A 2,358-nucleotide genomic window follows, 5' to 3' on the forward strand; every position below is an offset into this window, starting at 1 on the left:
GACCTGATCGGACTGTTCGAGCTCCCACGACGAGGGCGTGGCGGAGAGCAGAATCGCCTGCTTCGTCCGGGCGTACCACTCCTCGAATGTCAGCGGTCGGTTGTCCCGAGCCGACGGCAGTCGGAAACCGTGCTCGACGAGCACATCCTTGCGGCTGCGATCACCGGCGAACTGCCCGTGGATCTGAGGGATGGTGACATGACTCTCGTCGACCACCAGCAGGAAGTCCTCGGGGAAATAGTCGATGAGCGTGTACGGCGGATCGCCGTAGTCGCGGCCGTCGAGGTACACCGAGTAGTTCTCGATGCCCGCACATGTGCCGATCTCCCTCATCATCTCCATGTCGTAGCTCGTTCGCATGCGGAGCCGCTGCGCTTCGAGCAGCTTGCCCTGCTTCTGGAGGTCGTCGAGCCGTTCATGGAGCTCGATCTCGATCTTCCCGATGGCCTCGAGAAGCCGTTCCCGTTCGGTGACGTAGTGCGTGGCCGGCAACACCCAGAGGTCGTTCTGCTCACCGATGACCTCACCCGTCACCGGGTTCATCCGCAGGATGCGCTCCACCTCGTCCCCGAAGTACTCGACGCGGTAGACGGACTCCTCGTAGGAGGGAAAGATCTCGAGTGTGTCGCCACGGAGCCGGAACCGCCCCCGGACCAGGTTGACCTCGTTGCGCTCGTACTGGATGTCCACGAGACGACGGACGGCGAAGTCGAGTGGCAGCTCGACGCCCTTGATGAGCCGGAGGAGCTGGCCCTCGTACTGCTCGGGTGAGCCGAGACCGTAGATGGCGCTCACTGATGCGACGATGATGACATCGCGTCGCGTCAGCAACGCCGCCGTGGCCGAATGGCGGAGGCGATCGATCTCGTCATTGATCGTCGATTCCTTCTCGATGTACGTGTCCGTCTGCGGCAGGTACGCCTCCGGCTGGTAGTAGTCGTAGTACGACACGAAGTACTCGACCCGGTTGTTGGGAAAGAACTGACGGAACTCGTTGGCGAGCTGCGCGGCCAGCGCCTTGTTCGGTGCCAGCACGAGCGTCGGACGCTGGACCTTCTCGACGAGCCACGCAATGGTGGCCGACTTTCCCGAACCGGTGATGCCGAGCAGCGTCTGGAATCGGTCGCCGCGCTGCACGCCTTCGGCGAGACGTGCGATCGCCTCCGGCTGGTCGCCCGCCGGCTCGAAGTCCGAGACGACCTTGAAAGGTTCCATCTCGGCCGACGCGTCGACGTCGCCGTGATCGGTGCGCTGATCGGCTGTGTCCATGGTTCGCAGAGTACCGGTCGGATGTGACGAGAAACACCGGCACCAGCCATCGAACCCGACCGGTCAGTCCGTCGGCACACCCGGAACGCTGCGGGGACCGACGTGCTGGTCCCACCACGCCGTGACCCTCTGTCGGAGTGCGGCGAGGTCCCCGTCGTTGGGGATGGTGCTGTCCGCCCGTGCCAGCCACTCTCCCATCGGAGGTTGGGCGGCGATGCGCCGATCGACGTCAGCGGGGTCCATCCCCCGATCGACCGCACGAGCACGCCGCACGGACACATCTGCCGTCACCACGACCCGGTGCCAACCTGCGCCGAGCAAGTCGACCAGCAGCGGCAGCTCGACGGCGACGACACCCGGCGACGCCGCCTCGGTCGCCTGGACCATTTCTGTGATCCGCCCGGAGATGGCGGGGTGGGTGAACGACTCCAGGATCGCAAGCTCCGCACTGTCGGCGAAGACGATGGCTGCCAGCCTTCCACGATCGACGCGACCGTCGACGACGACATCCGGCCAACGTGCCACCACGGCGTCGAACGCCTCGCCGTCGGGCTCGAGGACGTCGTGTCCCACCGAGTCCGCTTCGATGACGGTGGCACCCAACTCCCCCATGAGAGACCCGACCGTGGACTTCCCACTGCCGATGGGCCCCGAGAGCAGAACCCGGCCCACGGGATCCGCCAGGTCGGCGACGACCTCGGGGACAGCGATCACGGGTGTTCCCGGTGGATCGGAAGGTCGTTCGGGGGAAAGGTCGCCTGCGCTCACCCGGCGACATTACTCTCGCCGCATGGAACGCTCCGATGCCATCGACTGGGAGACGCGTTTCGACTGGACCCTGACCGCCTTCATGCTGGGTTCGTTCGGTCTCGCCATCTTCCTCAGTGGCCTTCAACCGGGAGACCGGAACAAGGCGCTGTGGGCCGCGCTCATCACGGGCGTGTACGTCGTGGTGGTCCAGGCGATTCCGCGCGATGTGCGCGACCGAAAGTTCATCGGGGAGCTGATCGCGGTCATCGGCGTCGTGGCAGCGCTCACGGCCGTGGCGCTCACCGGCGGAGAGAACGTCGGCTACACGCTGATGGTGGC

At 65.5% G+C, this 2,358-nt stretch carries 3 protein-coding genes; 1 reads left to right on the plus strand and 2 read right to left on the minus strand.

The features are described 5' to 3' along the window. On the minus strand, positions 1–1,269 hold a 1,269-nt coding region (locus WBV89_RS15770), incomplete at its 3' end, for a DEAD/DEAH box helicase family protein (protein ID WP_423982301.1). Positions 1,270–1,332: 63 nt separating this feature from the next. Further along, complete coding sequence (gene coaE / locus WBV89_RS15775) at positions 1,333–2,037, minus strand: dephospho-CoA kinase (protein WP_423982302.1); 705 nt, start codon at positions 2,035–2,037, stop codon at positions 1,333–1,335. Positions 2,038–2,059: 22 nt separating this feature from the next. Between coaE and WBV89_RS15780 the strand changes: the two genes are divergently transcribed. Continuing rightward, a partial coding sequence (locus tag WBV89_RS15780) for a hypothetical protein (protein WP_423982303.1) occupies positions 2,060–2,358 on the plus strand: 299 nt, incomplete at its 3' end.

The organism is Ilumatobacter sp. (genome assembly GCF_049588435.1).
GTDB lineage: Bacteria > Actinomycetota > Acidimicrobiia > Acidimicrobiales > Ilumatobacteraceae > Ilumatobacter_A.